Source organism: Nonomuraea candida (assembly GCF_000725485.1).
Taxonomy (GTDB): domain Bacteria; phylum Actinomycetota; class Actinomycetes; order Streptosporangiales; family Streptosporangiaceae; genus Nonomuraea; species Nonomuraea candida.
Map to the genome: position 1 here is coordinate 57,408 of NZ_JOAG01000012.1, position 15,424 is coordinate 72,831.

General features: G+C 72.0%; 12 protein-coding genes. 6 read left to right on the top strand and 6 right to left on the bottom strand.

Going from position 1 to position 15,424, the window contains the following annotated elements:
- Positions 1 to 10: 10 nt before the first annotated feature.
- Genes IO39_RS12250 through mtrA form a run of 3 tightly spaced genes read right to left on the bottom strand, consistent with a single transcriptional unit; the run spans position 11 to position 4,279 of the window.
- Complete coding sequence (locus IO39_RS12250) at positions 11 to 1,852, bottom strand: LpqB family beta-propeller domain-containing protein (protein WP_157548236.1); 1,842 nt, start codon at positions 1,850 to 1,852, stop codon at positions 11 to 13.
- Positions 1,839 to 3,584: an MtrAB system histidine kinase MtrB gene (mtrB, locus tag IO39_RS12255; protein WP_043620612.1), complete on the bottom strand. Its 1,746-nt coding sequence runs from the start codon at positions 3,582 to 3,584 to the stop codon at positions 1,839 to 1,841. The genes IO39_RS12250 and mtrB overlap by 14 nt, the downstream gene beginning before the upstream one ends.
- A 17-nt stretch (positions 3,585 to 3,601) precedes the next feature.
- Complete coding sequence (gene mtrA, locus IO39_RS12260) at positions 3,602 to 4,279, bottom strand: MtrAB system response regulator MtrA (protein ID WP_043620615.1); 678 nt, start codon at positions 4,277 to 4,279, stop codon at positions 3,602 to 3,604.
- Between the two features lie 269 nt (positions 4,280 to 4,548).
- On the opposite strand from mtrA, the gene IO39_RS12265 reads away from it, so the two are divergent.
- The 5 genes from IO39_RS12265 (at position 4,549) to IO39_RS12285 (ending at position 10,237) form a co-directional block, all read left to right on the top strand.
- Positions 4,549 to 5,841, top strand: a complete 1,293-nt coding sequence (locus IO39_RS12265; protein ID WP_245641930.1) for a DUF7847 domain-containing protein — start codon at positions 4,549 to 4,551, stop codon at positions 5,839 to 5,841.
- On the top strand, positions 5,838 to 6,470 hold the full coding sequence (locus IO39_RS12270; RefSeq protein WP_052422800.1) for a DUF4129 domain-containing protein: 633 nt from the start codon (positions 5,838 to 5,840) through the stop codon (positions 6,468 to 6,470). Before IO39_RS12265 ends, IO39_RS12270 begins: the two co-directional genes overlap by 4 nt.
- 108 nt (positions 6,471 to 6,578) lie before the next feature.
- Entirely contained in the window at positions 6,579 to 7,757 is a 1,179-nt protein-coding gene (locus tag IO39_RS12275) for a DUF4350 domain-containing protein (RefSeq protein WP_043620626.1), read from the top strand.
- Entirely contained in the window at positions 7,747 to 8,730 is a 984-nt protein-coding gene (locus IO39_RS12280; RefSeq protein ID WP_043620629.1) for an AAA family ATPase, read from the top strand. Before IO39_RS12275 ends, IO39_RS12280 begins: the two co-directional genes overlap by 11 nt.
- Positions 8,731 to 8,863: 133 nt before the next feature.
- A complete protein-coding gene (locus IO39_RS12285; protein ID WP_043620633.1) occupies positions 8,864 to 10,237 on the top strand; it encodes a DUF58 domain-containing protein in 1,374 nt (457 codons plus the stop codon).
- A 142-nt stretch (positions 10,238 to 10,379) separates the two neighbouring features.
- On the opposite strand, the gene IO39_RS12290 is transcribed toward IO39_RS12285, so the two are convergent.
- A complete protein-coding gene (locus IO39_RS12290; protein ID WP_043620636.1) occupies positions 10,380 to 11,372 on the bottom strand; it encodes a stage II sporulation protein M in 993 nt (330 codons plus the stop codon).
- Positions 11,373 to 11,423: 51 nt separating this feature from the next.
- Between IO39_RS12290 and IO39_RS12295 the strand changes: the two genes are divergently transcribed.
- Positions 11,424 to 12,461 carry an RDD family protein gene (locus IO39_RS12295; RefSeq protein WP_043620640.1) on the top strand — a complete coding sequence of 346 codons (1,038 nt, stop codon included), beginning with the start codon at positions 11,424 to 11,426 and terminating at the stop codon, positions 12,459 to 12,461.
- A 39-nt stretch (positions 12,462 to 12,500) separates the two neighbouring features.
- Here IO39_RS12295 and IO39_RS12300 read toward each other — a convergent pair whose 3' ends face one another.
- Both IO39_RS12300 and IO39_RS12305 read right to left on the bottom strand, forming a co-directional pair.
- Positions 12,501 to 13,883 carry an LVIVD repeat-containing protein gene (locus IO39_RS12300; protein WP_043620643.1) on the bottom strand — a complete coding sequence of 461 codons (1,383 nt, stop codon included), beginning with the start codon at positions 13,881 to 13,883 and terminating at the stop codon, positions 12,501 to 12,503.
- A 102-nt stretch (positions 13,884 to 13,985) separates the two neighbouring features.
- A complete protein-coding gene (locus IO39_RS12305) occupies positions 13,986 to 15,386 on the bottom strand; it encodes an LVIVD repeat-containing protein (protein ID WP_043620647.1) in 1,401 nt (466 codons plus the stop codon).
- Between the last annotated feature and the right edge of the window lie 38 nt (positions 15,387 to 15,424).

Genomic DNA, 15,424 nt, shown 5'->3' on the forward strand with positions numbered 1-15,424 from the left:
CCGGGCGGGTTCAGCCCAGGGGGAACAGGGGGGTGCCGCCGTTGGATTCGAGTCTGGGGGTCCAGGTCTGCTGGTCCTGGCTCAGCTCAATGATCTTGACCCCGCCATCGGCCGTCTTGACCTCGGCCAGCACCCGGTCCTCCAGCGCGGCCATCGACTCCAGCCGATCCTGCAGCGGCACCCCGGTCGTCTCCCCGTCGCCCACGTTGATCTCGTTGAGCAGCTGCCCGGCCTTGCCCTTGACCAGCACGAGCAGGTGCTCGTCGTCGCGCCACGCGATGTCGATGATCTTGTCGCCCACCGCGGTCGTGGTCAGCATCTGCAGGTTGCCCAGCGTGCGCCGCGTGCCCTCGCCGGTCAGCGCGCCGATCTGGACGGTGTTCTCCCCGGTGATCACCGCCACCCTGACGCCGTCCCTGGCGATGCGCAGCCGGGTGACGTCGAGCCCGTCCAGCTTGGGCGACAAGATCACCTCGGCCTCCCGCCCGCTGCCGGGGTCGTAGCGCAGCAGGGCGGACCTCCCGGTGTCGTACGTCCACAAAGAGCCGTCCAGGTGCCAGGAGGGCGCCGTCAGCTCGCTCCCCTTGATGACCTCCTGCCAGGTGGCGTCCTGCGCGATCCCCACCACGGAGATGCCGGTCGAGGTCTTCGCCGCGACGAGCGGCGTGCCGCCCCGGGAGACGGCGAAGTCGCCGTAGCCCTCGCGCGGCTCCCCCGCCGCGCCGGCCACCGCGCCCACCGGGCCGTCCTTGCCCAGGTAGTGGAGCGCGCCCCGGTGGATGTAGTAGGCGGTGTCGCCGCCCTCCTCCAGCCAGGTGTCCTCGGAGTTGGGCCGGTCGATGGAGTACGACTCGCCGTTCACCTGGATCTCGATGATGCGCCCGTTGGCGACCTCGTTCTGGTTGAGGCTGTACCGGATCTGGGCCCGGAGCGCGGCCTCGGTGCTCAGGTCGCGCAGGTCGAGCGGCCCCGAGAGGTCGATCACCACGCGGTCCTCGCCCGAGCTGATCGACCGCAGCTCGGTGCCGGACGGGAAGCTCGTGGTCACCGCGCCCCGCAGGGCCTCGGTGGGCGGCTGGAGCAGGCGTTCGAGCACGGTCTGCGCGAACGTCTCCGTGGTCTTCAGCCGCAGCCGCACCCGGTCGACGACCGGCGTGTCGGGCAGGGTGCGGTTGAGGTAGTAGAGGTTCGTCGGCCGGTACGCGCGCTGCACGTCCGCGTCGGTGAGCACCAGGCCGGGCGGCAGGGCGCTGACCCGGTAGCCGCCGCCCTGGGGGTTCTTGAGCAGCTCGAACTCGCGGTCCCACTCCCCGGCCGTCGGCGTGTACGAGTCGTCCTCGTTGATCCGCGCCACCCAGCGGCCCTTGATGCTGACCTTGGTCACGGTCTCCGAGGTCTCGTCCAGGGGCGGCACCACCACGTCGTAGGCGTTCTCGATGACCGTCACCGGCCCCTCGGCGTTCCACTTCGACCACGCCTCGGGCGTCAGGTACGCCTTCATGACCGTCGGGTCGTCGGGGTAGGCGGCCATGGCGGCCTGCAGCCCCCTGATCGTCTCCTCCGGGCCCCAGCTCCGCTGCGGGCCGATGGCGATCATGCGCTGGAACGGCTTGGTGAGCGGGTCGCCGCCCCCTTCGTCGTTCACGGTGAACGGGCCGCCCGGGGCGATCACGGTGCAGCCGGAGCCGCCGAGCACCACGGCGGCCGCGATCGCGGCGGCCGTGGCCAGCCGCCGCACCCGGCTCCGCCCGACAGCCGGCCGCCGCACCCGGCTCCTCGCGACGGCCGGCCGCCGCAGCCGGAACCCGCCCACGGCCGGCGGCTTCGCGCCGGTCGCGCTAGTCATCGTCATGGCCCGCTCCGTCTCCGGAGGCCGGCAGCAGCACGGGCGTCATCGCCGTACGCCAGGTGCGCCGCATCTCGATCTCGGGCGGCACCAGCGACAGCGGCGAGCCCTTCAGGTCGGCCCCGGCCGTCCTGGGCAGCGTCAGCCTGAACTGCGACCCCTCGCCGGGCTGCCCCCACGCCTGCAGCCAGCCGCCGTGCAGCGTGGCGTCCTCGCGGGAGATCGCCAGGCCGAGCCCGGTGCCGCCGATGGTCCTGGCCCGCGACGGGTCGGCGCGCCAGAACCGGTCGAAGACCATGGTGTCCTCGCCGGCCTTGAGCCCGATCCCGTGGTCGCGCACGGCGACGGCCACCGCGTCCCTGTCGGCCGCGAGGGTGACCACGATGTCCCTGCCCTCTCCGTGCTCGATGGCGTTGAACAGCAGGTTGCGCAGGATCCGCTCGACCCGCCGGTTGTCGACCTCGGCCATGCAGGGCTCGTTGGGCAGCCGCAGCTCGAAGCGGGTGGAGTGGCGCTCGGCCAGCGCCTCGGAGTCGCCGATGGCGCGCAGCACCACGTCGCGCAGATCGACGGAGTCGAGGTCGAGGGTGGCGGCGCCGGCGTCGTAGCGGCTGATCTCCAGCAGGTCGGCCAGCATCGACTCGAACCGTTCGAGCTGGGCCTGCATGAGCTCGGCCGAGCGGGCGGCCATCGGCTCGAAGTCCTCGCGGGCGTCGTAGAGCAGGTCGGCGGCCATGCGCACGGTGGTCAGCGGCGTGCGCAGCTCGTGGGAGACGTCGGAGACGAACTGCCGCTGGACCTGGGAGAGCTCTTCGAGCTGGTGGATCTTGAGCGCGAGGTTGGCGGCCATCTCGTTGAACGAGTTCGCCAGCCGGGCCAGGTCGTCCTCGCCGCGCACCTTGAGCCGTTCGTCCAGCTTGCCGGAGGCGAGCCGCTCGGCGGCCTGGCGCGCCAGGCGCACGGGGGTGACGACCTGGCGGGCGACCAGGTACGCGATGGCGGCCAGCAGCAGCACGAGCCCGAGGCCCACCACGACGATGGCCAGCCGGACGTTGAGCAGCAGCTCCTCTTCCTCGTCGAAGGGGAAGAAGTGGTAGACCTCGTAGTTCTGGTCGAAGGTGTTCAGGTGGACGACGCCGCCGACCACGTACGTCAGCGTCGCCCGGGCGTCACCGGGGAACCTGATCCGCTGGATGGTGCCGACCGGCTTGTCCCACTTGGAGTCGCGGATGCTGCGCTGCAGGTTGAGCCGTAGCTGCGTCGGCACGTTGGCGGGCACCACCCGGCCCGACGCCCGGGACTGGCCCGGGGTCGTCAGGTTGAGCACCAGCACCTCGTAGCGCTTGCCCGAGCCGTTCTCGCCCGACCCGGTGATGGCCTCCATCACCTCGTCGAGCAGGGTGCCCGTGCCCTTCTTGCCGCTTTCCGCGCTCTTGGCCGGATCATCGGTCTCCGGGGACAGCGCGTCGGCGATCTGCAGCCGGTCGGCGAACGCGTCGCTGTTGGCGACCTGCTGGCTGCTGCTCACCACCGACCTGTTGATCTCGCCGAACAGGAAGGTCCCCAGCACCACGACCACGATCACCGAGATCACCAGCGTGCTGGTGACCACCTGGAGCTGCAGCGAGCGCCGCCAGACGCTGCGGATCCTGCCCGCCGCGCGGAGCAGCCGGCGGCGCGCTCCGCCGAGGATCCGGCGGAGCGCCCGTCTGCGGGATCTCTTCTTGGTCGGGGGCATGGCGGGGGGAGCGGAGGTCAGGCGGGGCCGGCTTTGTAGCCCACGCCGCGGACCGTGACGACGATCTCGGGGTGCTCGGGGTCCTTCTCGATCTTGGCCCTGAGCCGCTGCACGTGGACGTTGACCAGCCGCGTGTCGGCGGCGTGCCGGTAGCCCCACACCTGCTCCAGCAGGACCTCGCGGGTGAAGACCTGGCGCGGCTTGCGGGCCAGCGCCACCAGCAGGTCGAACTCCAGCGGCGTGAGGTTGATGGTCTCCTCGCCGCGCTTGACCGAGTGGCCGGCCACGTCGATGGTGATGTCGCCGATCTGCAGGATCTCGGGGGTCGGCTCGTCGGTACGGCGCAGCCGCGCGCGCACCCTGGCGACCAGTTCCTTCGGCTTGAACGGCTTGACGATGTAGTCGTCCGCGCCCGACTCCAGACCGAGCACGACGTCGATCGTGTCGCTCTTGGCCGTGAGCATGACGATCGGAACCCCCGACTCAGCCCTGATCCTGCGCGCGACGTCGATGCCGTCGGCTCCCGGCAGCATCAGGTCGAGCAGCACCAGGTCCGGGCGTGTATCCCGGAACGCGTCGAGGGCCTTGTCGCCATCGGAGACAAATGACGGCTCGAAGCCTTCCCCTCGCAGCACGATCCCCAGCATCTCGGCGAGAGCGGCGTCGTCGTCGACGACCAGCACGCGACCTTTCATGGCCCCTCATTCGTTCTACGCATTGTGGGACATACCCGCACGATCGCTGAAGGTTACCCTTGGTCGGCCCATGAGTGTGACTTGAGCCCGGCAAAAGGCGAATTTTAGGTCCGCCCCCGCGATCGCAATCTCAGTCTGCGGTAACAAGGCGACTTTCGGCCATCCCTGGACGGGAAGCTTGCCCGGATTCGCTGGGGAATGCGGGCAAGATGAGGCGGCGAATCCGCTCTGTGACACCAATGCCCCGCACAGCGTGCCAGGATTGGGATATGTCAGACGGTCACGGTCCCACGCCCGAGACGCCATCAGGCTGGTCGGCCGAACAGCCCCCGCCCTACAGCGCCCCGCCGGCCTCCCCGTGGACCGCGCCCGGCGCCGGGCAACCCGAGCAGCAGGTGCCCTACGGGCAGTCTTACGGACCGCCCCCGCAGCAGCCCCCGCACCAGCAGCCACCCTACGGGCCCCCGGCCCCCGCACCCTATCCGCCGCACCAGCCCCCGCCGCAGCACCAGCCCCCCTACGGTTACCAGCCGCATCCGCCGGCGCTGCGGCCGGGCATCATCCCGCTGCGCCCGCTGGGCCTCGGCGACATCCTCGACGGCACGATCAAGCTGATCCGGTCCAACCCCAAGGCCGTGCTCGGCCTGTCGGCCGTGGCCGCGCTGCTGGCCGCCGTCCCGCTGGCGGTGGGCCAGACGTTCCTGCTCAACTCCATGGGCGACCTCTACACCGACCCCGACGCGGTCCTCTCCGCCGAGAGCGAGCTCAACAGCCTGTACGGCCTGCTCGGCCAGTACGGCGGCACCCTGATCTCCATGGCGATCCAGTTCGTCGTCGTCACCCTGCTGACCGGCGTGCTGACCCGCATACTCGGCCGGGCCGTCTTCGGCGGCACCATCTCGGCGGGCGAGGCCTGGCGGCTCGTCAAGGGCCGGGTGCCGGCGTTGTTCGGCGTGGTGGGGCTGATGGCCGTCATCATGCTCGTGCCGATGGTCGTCTTCGTGCTGCTCCTGGTGGCCGTCTCGATGAACGCCACGCGCTCCGACCTGGGCTGGATCGCCGGGCTGACGATCCTGTTCATCATCGCCTACATCGCCTACTACCTGTTCTTCAGGACCCGCTTCGCCTTCGCCTCCGCCGCCGTGGTGCTGGAGGGCCGGGGCCCGGTCGACGCCATGCGCCGCTCGTGGAACCTGGTGACCGGCGACTTCTGGCGGGTGTTCGGCATCCTGCTGCTCACGTCCGTCCTCGTCGGCCTCGTCTCCAGCATCCTGACGGTGCCGTTCACGCTGGCCGGCACGCTCTTCGGCATGCTGGGCGCGGACACGATCGCCACGACCGTCGTGGCGGCCGTGCTGATCACGGTGGGCGCCACGCTGGGCGCGATGATCACCTATCCGTTCGAGGCCGGCGTCGCCGGCCTGCTCTACGCCGACCGCCGCATGCGCGGCGAGGCCTTCGACCTCGTGCTGCAGACGGCCGCGATCGAGCAGCAGCGCCAGGGCTGGGTGCACGCCTCGGCCGACGAGCTGTGGCACCCGTCCAACTCCGCCAGGTCGTGAGCCCGATCGACAGGGAGGAGGCCGCGCGCAAGGCCGCGGAGGAGCTCCTCGATCCCGCCTACGACAAGGAATCCCTGCTCGACCAGATCTACCGCCGGGTCATGCAGTTCCTCGGCGACCTCATCGACACCACCACCGGGGGCGGCACGGCGGGCGGCGTCATCGCGGCCGTGCTCATCACGCTGATCATCCTCGGGGTGATCGCGCTGATCGTGTGGCGGCTGCGCAAGACCGCCCGCGAGAACGCGCTCGCGCCCGGCGGCCTGTTCGGCGAGCGCGCGATGACCGCGGCCGAGCACCGGCAGGCGGCCGAGCGGCTGGCCGCCGAGGGCCGGTGGACCCAGGCCGTCCAGGAGCGGCTCCGGGCCATCGCCCGCGACCTGGAGGAACGCGCGCTCGTGGACGGCATGCCGGGGCGCACGGCCGACGAGCTGGCCGCCGAGGCCGCGGTGTCGCTGCCGGCGTTCGCCGGGGAACTGGCGGCGGCCGCCCGCTCGTTCGACGACGTGACGTACGGCGGGGTGACGGGGACCCGGCAGGCATACGAGACGATGGCCTCCCTCGACGAACGCCTGCGCCAGACCCGCCCCGTCCCCCTGACGGGCGCCACCGAGGGAGGCCGGGCATGAGCGTGACGACACCCGCGGCCCGCCACACGGCCACCGCGAACGGAGGCCGGACATGAGTGTGGCAACGCCTGCGGCCCGCCTCGCGGCCGCCGCGAGCGGAGGCCGGGCATGAGCGTGCTCGCGCGGCCGGGCGGGGGCGCCGGGGAGTCCTTCTCCACTTCCCCCACCGCCCGCTCCGCCTGGCGGTCCAGCCGGATGATCGTGCTCCTGGGCGTCATCGTCGTGCTCATCGCCGTGCTGGGCGTGCTGCTCGGCTCCGGCGGCAAGCCGGCCCGCGCCCTCGACCCCGCCGACACCTCCCTGGTGGGCGCCAGGGCGCTGGCCGAGCTGCTGCGCGACCGGGGCGTCACCGTCGAGCGGGTCGACTCCGTCCAGGCCGCCGCCGCGAAATCGGCCGCGGGCGACCGGCTGCTGCTGGTCACCGACACCGCCTACCTCGACACCGACGGCCTGGCCGCGATCCCCGGCGACCGCCTGGTCGTCGGTGACTTCTTCGGCATCGAGGCCCTGGCCGGCGAGGTGGACATCGAGCCGGGAGCCCGCACCCGCTCCCGCGAGCCCGAGTGCGGGCTGCCCGCCGCCAGGGCCGCCGGCAGCGCGTACATGGGCGGCCTGGCGCTGACGGGGCCGCCGGGCGCGACCGGCTGCTACCCGGCGGGCGACGGGCACGCCCTGGTCACCTACCGGACGGAGACCGGCGTCGTCACGGCGGTCGGCGACGGCTCCTTCATGACCAACCAGCGCCTGGCCGAGGACGGCAACGCGGCGCTCGCGCTCAACCTCATCGGCACGGGCAGGCCCGTCACCTGGCTGGTGCGCCCGCAGACCCCGCCCGCCGCCGACCTGCCCGGGGAGTCGGGCAGGTCGATGTACGAGCTGATGCCCGGCAGCATCCGCTGGGCCGTCTACATGGCGATCGTCGCCCTGGCCGTGACCGCGTTCTGGCGCGGCAGGCGGCTGGGCCCGGTGGTGGCGGAGAGGCTGCCGGTCATCGTCAGGGCCTCCGAGACCGTCGAGGGGCGCGGCCGGCTCTACCGGGCCAGGCGGGCCAGGGAACGCGCGGCCGACGCGCTGCGCGCGGGCACGATCGACCGGCTCACGCCCCGGCTGGGGCTCGGCCCCGGGGCGGGGCGGCACGAGGTCGTGGCGGCGCTCGCGGCCCGTACCGGGCAGGAGTCGCAGTCGGTGGACGCCGCACTGTACGGCCCGCCACCGGCCGACGACGGGGGACTCGTCGCGCTGGCCGGACATCTGGACTTCATGGAGAGGCAGATCAGTGAACTTTGATGAGACCTACCGCGCGGCGACGGGCGCGGGCGACGCGGCCAGGGAGGCGCTGGGCGCACTGCGCGCCGAGGTGTCCAAGGCCGTGGTCGGGCAGGACGCGGTGGTGACGGGGCTGGTCATCGCGCTGCTGTGCCGGGGGCACGTGCTGCTGGAAGGCGTGCCGGGCGTGGCCAAGACGCTGATGGTGCGCACGCTGGCGGCGGCGCTGGCGCTGGACTTCAAGCGGGTGCAGTTCACGCCCGACCTGATGCCGGGCGACGTCACCGGGTCGTTGATCTACGACGCGAAGACCGCGGAGTTCGAGTTCCGCGAGGGGCCGATCTTCACGAACCTGCTGCTCGCCGACGAGATCAACCGTACGCCGCCGAAGACGCAGGCGGCGCTGCTGGAGGCGATGGAGGAGCGGCAGGTCAGCGTGGAGGGCGCGGCGAGGGAGCTGCCCGACCCGTTCGTGGTGTGCGCGACGCAGAACCCCGTCGAGTACGAAGGCACCTACCAGCTCCCCGAGGCCCAGCTCGACCGGTTCCAGCTCAAGCTGACCGTGCCGCTGCCGCCGCGCGAGCAGGAGATCTCGGTGCTCGACCGGCACGCGCGCGGCTTCGACCCCCGCGACCTGTCCGAGATCAAGCCCGTCGCCACGGCCGGGGACCTCGCGGCGGGGCGGGAGGCGGTCGCGCAGGTGCACGTGGCGCCCGAGGTGCTCGGATACATCGTGGACGTGGCCCGCGCCACCCGGAACTCCCCCTCGCTGCAGCTCGGCGTGTCCCCGCGCGGCGCCACGGCGCTGCTCGCCGCCTCGCGGGCGTGGGCGTGGCTGTCCGGGCGCCCGTACGTCACGCCCGACGACGTGAAGGCGCTGGCCAGGCCCGCGCTGCGGCACCGCATCCAGCTCCGGCCGGAGGCGGAGCTGGAGGGCGCGACCGCCGACGGCCTGCTCGACGGCATCCTGTCCTCGGTCCCGGTCCCGCGCTGATGACCGCGACGAAGAGCACCGGGATCGTGGTGCGGCGCCGGCGGGCGGGCGGCACGGGCGGCACGGGCGGCACGGGCGGCACGGCCGTCGTGACGGGGCGCCGGTCGGGCGCGGCGGGAAGCGTGAGGGGCCGATGGCTCTGACGGGACGTGCCGGGCTGGTCGCGGCGATCGGCATCGTGGTGGTGCTGGTCGCGCCGCGGCCCGGGGCCGCGCTGGCCGGGGTCTGCCTGCTCCTGGCCGCCGGGATCGTGGTGGACCTGGTCTTCGCCGGGCCGGTGCGCCCGCTGCGCTTCCACCGCTCCGGCGACACGCTGGTGCGGCTCGGGCAGCGCGCCACGGTGGAGCTGGTGGTCGAGAACCCCAGCGGCAGGCGCGTACGTGGCCTGCTCAGGGACGCCTGGCAACCCTCCGCCGGCGCGCACCCCCGGGTCGCCGAGCTGAACGTGCCGGCCGGGGAGCGCCGCAGGATCACCCTGACGCTCACCCCGACCCGGCGGGGCGACCGCACCTCGACGGCGGTCACCGTCCGCTCGGTCGGCCCGCTGGGCCTGGCCGCGCGCCAGGGCAATCACCGGGCCCCGTGGACGGTGCGGGTGCTGCCGCCGTTCCTGTCGCGCAAGCACCTGCCCTCCCGGCTGGCCAGGCTGCGCGAGCTCGACGGGCGGCATCCGGCGCTGGTGCGCGGGCAGGGCACCGAGTTCGACTCGCTGCGCGAGTACGTGGTCGGCGACGACGTGCGCTCCATCGACTGGCGGGCCACCGCGCGCCGCAACGACGTGGTCGTGCGCACCTGGCGGCCGGAGCGCGACCGCCGCGTGCTGATCGTGCTCGACACCGGCCGCACCTCGGCCGGGCGGGTGGGCGCCGCGCCGATCCAGCTCGCCGGGGCCGAGGCCAACGGCGGCGGCCTGCTCGTCCGGCCCGACCCCCGGCCCGCGCCGGGCTGGCCGCGCCTGGACTGGTCGATGGACGCGGCGCTGCTGCTGGCCGCGCTGGCCGCCAGGGCGGGCGACCAGGTGGACTTCCTGGCCTACGACCGGGCCGTGCGCGCCTGGGTGGGCGGGGCCTCCCGCACCGAGCTGCTGTCGTCGATGGTCAACGCCATGGCGCCGATCGAGGCGGAGCTGATCGAGGCCGACGCGCAGGGCATGGTGGCCGCCGTGCTGTCGCGGGCCAAGCGGCGCTGCCTCGTCGTGCTGCTCACCGACCTCAACCCGGCCGCCATGGACGAGGGCCTGATGCCGGTGCTGCCGCAGTTGTCGGCGCGGCACCTGGTGCTGGTGGCCGGGGTGTCCGACCCGTCGGTGGCCGCCATGGCGGGGCGGCGGGCGACGGCCGAGGAGGTCTACGACGCGGCGGCGGCCGAGCAGGCGCAGCTCGGGCGCAGGCGCATCACGGCCCGGCTGCGGCGGCACGGGGTGGAGGTCGTGGACGCGCCGCCGGAGGACATCGCGCCGGCGCTGGCGGACGCGTACCTGGCACTGAAGGCCGCCGGCCGGCTCTGAGGCGCCCGGCCCCGCTCTTTGGCGGCCCCGCTCTTTGGCGGCCCCGCTCTTTGGCGGCCCCGCTCTTTGCCGGCCTGGCTCTTTGATGACTGCGGCCCCTTCGCGGCAGGAGCCGCTCAGGGCGGCTCAGGGGCTCAGGGGCTCAGGCGGTGGGGGCGACGTCGGGGGCGCGTTCGATGTCGCCGGTCTCGTTCCGGCGCGTGGCGCGCCGGCCGAAGGCGATCACGTACGCGAGGAAGGCCGCCTCGGCCAGCACGCCGATGCCCACGCGCGCCCACGTCGGCAGCCCCGACGGCGTCACGAACGCCTCGATGAGCCCCGACACGAACAGCACCACGACCAGCCCCATGGCCACGCTCATCACCGCCCGGCCCTGCTCGGCCAGCGCCTCCACCCGCCGGCGCGGGCCGGGGTCGATGACCGTCCAGCCCAGGCGCATGCCCACGGCCGCCGCCAGGAAGACGGCGGTCAGCTCCAGCAGGCCGTGCGGCAGGATCAGCCCGAAGAAGATGTCCAGCTTGTCGCGGGAGGCCATCAGGCCGCCGGAGACGGCGACGTTCTCGGCGTTGACGTAGAGCAGGTACGGGATCGGCAGCCCGAGCAGCGCCGCGTACATGATCATCTGGGCCGAGACCCACGCGTTGTTGATCCACACGCGGCTGGCGAAGGAGGCGGCCGGGTTCTCCGAGTAGTAGTCGGCGAAATCCTCGTTGACGAGCTGGGTGATCTCGTCGGGGGTCGCGATCGCCGCCTGCACGTCGGGGTTGGCCGCCACCCACGCGCCCATCACCCACCCGACCACCAGGAACGCCAGCGCGCTCGCCAGCCACCACCACCGCGCCCGGTAGGCCACCACCGGGAACGACACCGTGAAGAAGCGCGTCAGCTCCCGCCAGGCCGGGGTGTGCGCGCCCGTGACCGCCGACCTGGCCCGGGCCACCAGCGCCGACAGCCGCCCGACCAGCATCGGGTCCCGGGACGACGAGCGGACGATGGACAGATGCGTGGCCACCCGCTGATACAGCTCCACCAGCTCGTCCACCTCGGTGCCCGTCAGTGACGAGCGGTGCTTGACGAGGTGGTCGAGCCGGTCCCATACGGGGCGGTGTGCCGTGACGAACGCATCGATGTCCACCCGAACATTCTGGCCGCTCAATCACCTGCGCATAGCCGTTAGGCTCCACATATGTCAGAGGTTGTGACCGGCGACGCCGTCGTCGTCGAGGTGCGGGTGGCGCAGATGCCCACCAGGGCCCTGGCGATCATCATCGACATGGCCGTGCAGTTCACCGTGCTGCTCGCGGCCTACGCGCTCTTAGGAGCGTTCGCGGCCGTCACCGACCCCGCCATGTTCGCCGCCGTCATGATCGTGCTGGTGGTACTGACGCTGGTCGGCTATCCGGTGATCTGCGAGACCCTGACCAGGGGGCGCACCCTCGGCAAGCTGGCGCTCGGGCTGCGGGTGGTCAGCGACGACGGCAGCCCCGAGCGGTTCAGGCAGGCGCTGTTCCGGGGGCTGGCCGGGGTGCTGGAGTTCTGGCTGCTCTCGGGGGCGCCGGCGCTGATCGCGTCGCTGGTCTCGCAGCGGGGCAAGCGGATCGGCGACGTGTTCGCGGGCACCATCGTGATCTCCGACCGGGCGCCGCGCGACTCGGGGCAGTTCATCGCGATGCCGCCGCAGCTCGCGGCCTGGGCGGCCACGCTGGAGCTCTCCCAGCTGCCCGACGAGGTGTCGCAGGCCGCCCGCCAGTACCTGTCGCGCTGGCACGACCTGTCGCCCCAGGTGCAGCACGAGATGGGGGCGCGGATCGCGACCCAGGTGGCGGCCTTCGTCTCGCCGGCGGCTCCGGCGGGGGTGCCGGCGCACGCCTACCTGAGCGCCGTCCTGGCCGAGCGCCGGCGGCGGGAGCAGGAGCGCTTCGCCCGGCGCATGGGCGCCGCGCCCCCGCAAGGACCTCACGCGATGGCCCCGCCCCCGACGGCCCAGCCGCAGGCGGGACCGTACGGGATGGCGCCGCCCCAGCCGGGGCCGCCTCACCCTGGACCGTACGCGCCACCGCCGCCCCAGCCGGGACCGCCTCAGCCCGGACCGTACGCGCCGCCACCGCCTCAGCCTGGGCCGTACGCGCCGCCGCCGGTCGCGCACCCGCAGCCGGGTCCGCCGGCCGCACCCGCGCCGGAGCCGCCGAAGGCGACCCCGGGCGGGTTCGCGCCGCCTCAGTGAGCGCGGTCAGCGGGCGGGCGCGTCACCATGGCCGGCCCGTCAGCCGTGGCCCCAGCTTCGGTACGACTCCTGCGTCTGCACGTTCAGCCGGTCGGTGCGGACGTGCCTGGCGCCGTCCGTCAGCGGGTCGTTGATCTTGATGATGTCGAGGCCCTCGTGGAAGTCGGCCCCGTAGATGTAGCCGTTGTAGTAGTAGGCGGACCAGATGCCTCCGCCGCCGCCCGCCGAGCGGGGACCGCGCTCGAAGTAGCCGATCTCCCTCGGGTTGGCGGAGTCGGTGAAGTCCATGACGGACAGACCGCCCATGTACCACGCCTGGACCATGATGTCGCGGCCCTTGACCGGGATCAGCGAGCCGTTGTGCGCGACGCAGTTCTCGCTGTCGTCCTGGTGGCGCGAGATCTTGAAGTAGCTCTTGAAGACGAGCTTGCCCCGCTTGATCTCGTAGATCGCGTCGGCCCCGCGGTTCGGCCCGGTGGCCTCGTTGCAGGTCGCCGCCCCGCCCCCGCCGAGCTCGTCGGTGAAGACGACCTTCCTGGCGTCGTTGCTGAACGTGGCCGAGTGCCAGAACGCGAAGTTCGGGTCGGTGGTCCTGGCGGTGACCTTGGGGTTCAGCCGGTCGGAGATGTCGAACAGCACGCCGTCGCCCATGCACGCGCCCGCCGCGATGTCCTTCTCGGCGAAGGTGGTGATGTCGTGGCAGCCACTGGTCGGCACGAGCAGGCCGGGCTGGGTCTCGTTGCCGCCGTCGGGGAAGACGACCGGGGTGGCGGCGACCTCGGCGGCAGCCGGGTTCCGCAGCGGCACCTTGATGATCGAGATCTTGTCGTGCGGCGGCCGGCAGTCGGGGAAGTTCGCCTCGGGCAGGTACGACGACACGTAGATGTAGACGTTCCTGTGCCGGTCACGGCCCTTGCCCGGCACCAGGGTCAGGGTGTGGGAGCCGCAGTCGGTCTCGACGCCCTTGATGTAGCGCGGATTGGTCTTGTCGGAGACGTCGAAGATGCGGACGCCCTCCCACGACTCCTTGATCGTCGCACTCTGCCCGGTGCTGCTGCACGAGTCGTTGTTGCGCGAGGAGTCCACGGCGGCGAACAGCAGGTCGCCGTAAACGCTGACGTCCATCTGCGAGCCCGGGCAGACGACGGAGCTGACGACCTTCGCCTTGCGCGGGTTGCTGATGTCGTAGATGGAGAAGCCGCCGTAGTTGCCGACGTAGGCGTAGTCGCCCTGGAAGGCGATGTCGGTGTTGATGGTGGCGGCGATCGGGGCGGGCTTGGGGACGTTGAGCACGTGCGTCATGTTGGGGCTCATGACCACGGCGTCGGGTGGCGGAATGTCGGCGGCCTGCGCGGGCATACCCGCCAGCGCTAAGACGAAGGCCGCGGCCGCCACGACGATGGAACGGCGCCTTGATGACACTCGGGTGCCTCCTTGATCACGTTGATCCGGTCCGGAACGTGGACGCCGGATGCGAAAAGGCGGGCGGCGGGGACCCGGTCCGGATCCCCGCCGCCCGATGGATCAGTAGCCGTGGCCGTGCCCGCGTTCGGGGTACGACGCCTGCGTCTGCGCGTTCAGGTCGCGCATCCTGACGCCGTTGGCCTTGTTCGTCCGCCAGTCGTTGATCTTCAGTACGTCGAGGCCCAGGTTGAAGTCCGAGCCGTAGATGTAGCCGTTGTAGTAGTAGGCGGACCAGAAGCCGCCGGACAGCGCGGGCGCGGTGTCGTCGGGGCCGCGCTCGAAGTAGGCGATCTCCTGCGGGTTGGCCGAGTCGGTGAAGTCGACCACCGAGATGCCGCCCTGGTACCACGCCTGCACCATGATGTCGCGGCCCTTGACCGGGATCAGCGAGCCGTTGTGCGCGACGCAGTTCTCGCGGTCGTCCTGGTGCCGGGCGATCTTGAAGTAGCTCCTGAACTGGAGCTGCCCGCGCACGATGTCGTAATAGGCGTTGGCGCCCCGGTTCGGCCCGATGGCCTCGTTGCAGGTCGGGGCGCCGCCGCCGCCCAGCTCGTCGGTGAAGACGACCTTCGTGCCCTCGTTGTTGAAGGTGGCCGAGTGCCAGAAGGCGAAGTTCACCTCGTCGCGGACGGTCGCGGTGACCCTGGGCCGCTCGGGGTGGCGGATGTCGAGCAGGACGCCCTCACCCATGCAGGCGCCCGCGGCGATGCCCTTCTCCGGGTAGGCCGTGATGTCGTGACAGCCGCTCGTGGCCGCCTTGCCGTCCGGGTACTGCCCCGGCACGCCCGGGAACCCGCCGTCGGGGAACAGGTTGGGCGTGGCGATGACCGAGGCGGCCGCCGGGTTCCGCAGCGGCACCTTGATGATGGAGATGAGGTCGTGCGGCGTCTTGCAGTCCGGATACGTGTCGCTCGGGCCGTAGGAGGAGACGTAGATGTAGACGTTCTGCCGCCGGCGGTCGGGCACCAGCGTGTGCGTGTGCGAGCCGCAGTTGGTCTCGACCGACTTGACGTAGGTCGGGTTGGCCTTGTTCGAGACGTCAAAGATCCGGATGCCCTCCCACGACTCCTTGATCGTCGCGCTCTGCCCGGTGCTGCTGCACGAGTCGTTGTTGCGCGAGGAGTCCACGGAGCCGAACAGCAGGTCGCCGTAGACGCTGACGTCCATCTGGCCGCCGGGGCAGACGACCGAGCTGACCAGCGACGTTCTCTTCGGATTCCTGATGTCGTAGATGGAGAACCCGGAGTAGTTGCCGACATAGGCATAGTTGCCCTGGAAGGCCATGTCCGTGTGGATGTCGGGCAATGCCTCGGGCTTGGGCACGTTGGTGACGTGCTTGATGTTGGGGCTCATGACGATCTCGCCCGGAGCCGGGATGTCCGCAGCCTGGGCCGGCGCCATGACACCCGCCAGCGCGACGAGCGCCGCGGCCAGGACGAGGGCCCTGCGGGGGGTGAACACTCAGGAACCTCCTATAAAGGGGGCATAAATCCTAGTTA

Bases quoted from the DNA above. Each gene is read 5' to 3' on its own strand.
- IO39_RS12265 (WP_245641930.1), top strand. From the start codon at position 4,549: ATGTCAGACGGTCACGGTCCCACGCCCGAGACGCCATCAGGCTGGTCG.
- mtrB (WP_043620612.1), bottom strand. From the start codon at position 3,584: ATGCCCCCGACCAAGAAGAGATCCCGCAGACGGGCGCTCCGCCGGATC.
- IO39_RS12275 (WP_043620626.1), top strand. From the start codon at position 6,579: ATGAGCGTGCTCGCGCGGCCGGGCGGGGGCGCCGGGGAGTCCTTCTCC.
- IO39_RS12285 (WP_043620633.1), top strand. From the start codon at position 8,864: ATGGCTCTGACGGGACGTGCCGGGCTGGTCGCGGCGATCGGCATCGTG.
- IO39_RS12250 (WP_157548236.1), bottom strand. From the start codon at position 1,852: ATGACGATGACTAGCGCGACCGGCGCGAAGCCGCCGGCCGTGGGCGGG.
- IO39_RS12295 (WP_043620640.1), top strand. From the start codon at position 11,424: ATGTCAGAGGTTGTGACCGGCGACGCCGTCGTCGTCGAGGTGCGGGTG.
- mtrA (WP_043620615.1), bottom strand. From the start codon at position 4,279: ATGAAAGGTCGCGTGCTGGTCGTCGACGACGACGCCGCTCTCGCCGAG.